The organism is Stenotrophomonas sp. STK16_22 (assembly GCF_051984505.1).
Taxonomy (GTDB): Bacteria; Pseudomonadota; Gammaproteobacteria; order Xanthomonadales; family Xanthomonadaceae; genus Stenotrophomonas; species Stenotrophomonas maltophilia_A.
Genome location: NZ_CP196972.1, coordinates 4,730,001 through 4,732,500, shown reverse-complemented (window position 1 = coordinate 4,732,500; position 2,500 = coordinate 4,730,001). Strand labels below are relative to the sequence as shown.

The following is a 2,500-nucleotide window of genomic DNA, read 5'->3' as shown; positions in this document are numbered from 1 at the left end:
AAAGGTAGGGGATGAGGTGTGATTAGGAGTGAAAAGCTAATCGAACCCGGAGATAGCTGGTTCTCCTCGAAAGCTATTTAGGTAGCGCCTCATATGTATCCTCTCGGGGGTAGAGCACTGTTATGGCTAGGGGGTCATCGCGACTTACCAAACCATTGCAAACTCCGAATACCGAGACGGACTGTATGGGAGACACACGGCGGGTGCTAACGTCCGTCGTGAAAAGGGAAACAACCCAGACCCACAGCTAAGGTCCCAAATTTTGTGCTAAGTGGAAAACCATGTGGAAAGGCACAGACAGCCAGGAGGTTGGCTTAGAAGCAGCCACCCTTTAAAGAAAGCGTAATAGCTCACTGGTCGAGTCGGTCTGCGGGGAAGATTTAACGGGGCTAAGCACAGAACCGAAGCTTGGGGTGCATAACTTTGTTATGCGCGGTAGAGGAGCGTTCCGTAAGCCGTTGAAGGTGGATTGAGAAGTCTGCTGGAGGTATCGGAAGTGCGAATGCTGACATGAGTAACGATAATGCGGGTGAAAAACCCGCACGCCGAAAGCCCAAGGTTTCCTTGCGCAACGTTAATCGGCGCAGGGTGAGTCGGCCCCTAAGGCGAGGACGAAAGTCGTAGTCGATGGGAAGCAGGTTAATATTCCTGCACCTCGCGTAAGTGCGATGGAGGGACGGAGAAGGTTAGGTGTACCAGGCGTTGGTTGTCCTGGGGAAAGGCGGTAGGTTTGGATCTTTGGCAAATCCGGGATCCTCTCAAGACCGAGCACCGAGACGAGCCTTTATGGCGAAGTCACTGATACCACGCTTCCAGGAAAAGCTCCTAAGCTTCAGCTTACGCAGACCGTACCGTAAACCGACACAGGTGGGTAGGATGAGAATTCTCAGGCGCTTGAGAGAACTCGGGTGAAGGAACTAGGCAACATGGCACCGTAACTTCGGGAGAAGGTGCACCCTTTTTGGTGGCTCGTGCGAGCTATAGCTGAAGAGGGTCGCAGTAACCAGGCCGCTGCGACTGTTTATCAAAAACACAGCACTCTGCAAACACGAAAGTGGACGTATAGGGTGTGACGCCTGCCCGGTGCTGGAAGGTTAATTGATGGGGTCAGCCGCAAGGCGAAGCTCTTGATCGAAGCCCCAGTAAACGGCGGCCGTAACTATAACGGTCCTAAGGTAGCGAAATTCCTTGTCGGGTAAGTTCCGACCTGCACGAATGGCGTAACGACAGCGGCGCTGTCTCCACCCGAGACTCAGTGAAATTGAAATCGCTGTGAAGATGCAGCGTTCCCGTGGCAAGACGGAAAGACCCCGTGAACCTTTACTATAGCTTTACACTGAACGTTGAGTTCGTCTGTGTAGGATAGGTGGGAGGCTATGAAACTGTGGCGCTAGCTGCAGCGGAGCCATCCTTGAAATACCACCCTGTCGTGCTTGACGTTCTAACCTGGGCCCATTATCTGGGTCGGGGACCGTGTATGGTGGGTAGTTTGACTGGGGCGGTCTCCTCCTAAAGAGTAACGGAGGAGCTCGAAGGTACGCTCAGCGCGGTCGGACATCGCGCACTGTGTGCAAAGGCATAAGCGTGCTTGACTGCAAGATCGACGGATCAAGCAGGTAGGAAACTAGGACTTAGTGATCCGGTGGTTCTGTATGGAAGGGCCATCGCTCAACGGATAAAAGGTACTCCGGGGATAACAGGCTGATACCGCCCAAGAGTTCATATCGACGGCGGTGTTTGGCACCTCGATGTCGGCTCATCACATCCTGGGGCTGTAGTCGGTCCCAAGGGTATGGCTGTTCGCCATTTAAAGTGGTACGCGAGCTGGGTTCAGAACGTCGTGAGACAGTTCGGTCCCTATCTGCCATGGGCGTTGGAGATTTGAGAGGGGCTGCTCCTAGTACGAGAGGACCGGAGTGGACGAACCTCTGGTGTTCCGGTTGTCACGCCAGTGGCATTGCCGGGTAGCTATGTTCGGAAGCGATAACCGCTGAAAGCATCTAAGCGGGAAGCGCGCCTCAAGATGAGATCTCCCGGGGCACAAGCCCCCTGAAGGAACCATGTAGACTACGTGGTTGATAGGTCAGGTGTGTAAGTACAGCAATGTATTGAGCTAACTGATACTAATGATCCGAGAGGCTTGACCATATAACCTCAAGTTGCCTTGGCTTTACGACAGCGTCGTAAGAGCATCCAAGTGCACGCTACGTCACAAGAACTACGAGAGGCAGGCGCCTTATCCAGCTGTATCGGATGGCGACGCTCCAACCGCCTCCCTGGTGAAATTAGCGCTGTGGAACCACCCGATCCCATCCCGAACTCGGAAGTGAAACGCAGCTGCGCCGATGGTAGTGTGGCTCAAGCCATGCGAGAGTAGGTCATCGCCAGGGTTTACACCCGAGAACCCCGCTGCATGCGCAGCGGGGTTTTCCTTTTTTTGCAGGCCCCCGGTTTCGACCTGGACTTGCGGCAACAACTTCACGAAGAGCTTCAAGTTCCT

At 54.0% G+C, this 2,500-nt stretch carries 2 rRNA genes (1 of these 2 running past the window's edge); both read left to right on the top strand.

The annotated features are described in order from the left end of the window. Positions 1-2,148, top strand: a 23S ribosomal RNA gene (locus ACSYAO_RS21820); it begins 733 nt to the left of the window's first position. Positions 2,149-2,275: 127 nt separating this feature from the next. Continuing rightward, a 5S ribosomal RNA gene (gene rrf, locus ACSYAO_RS21815) occupies positions 2,276-2,390 on the top strand. Positions 2,391-2,500 lie beyond the last annotated feature (110 nt).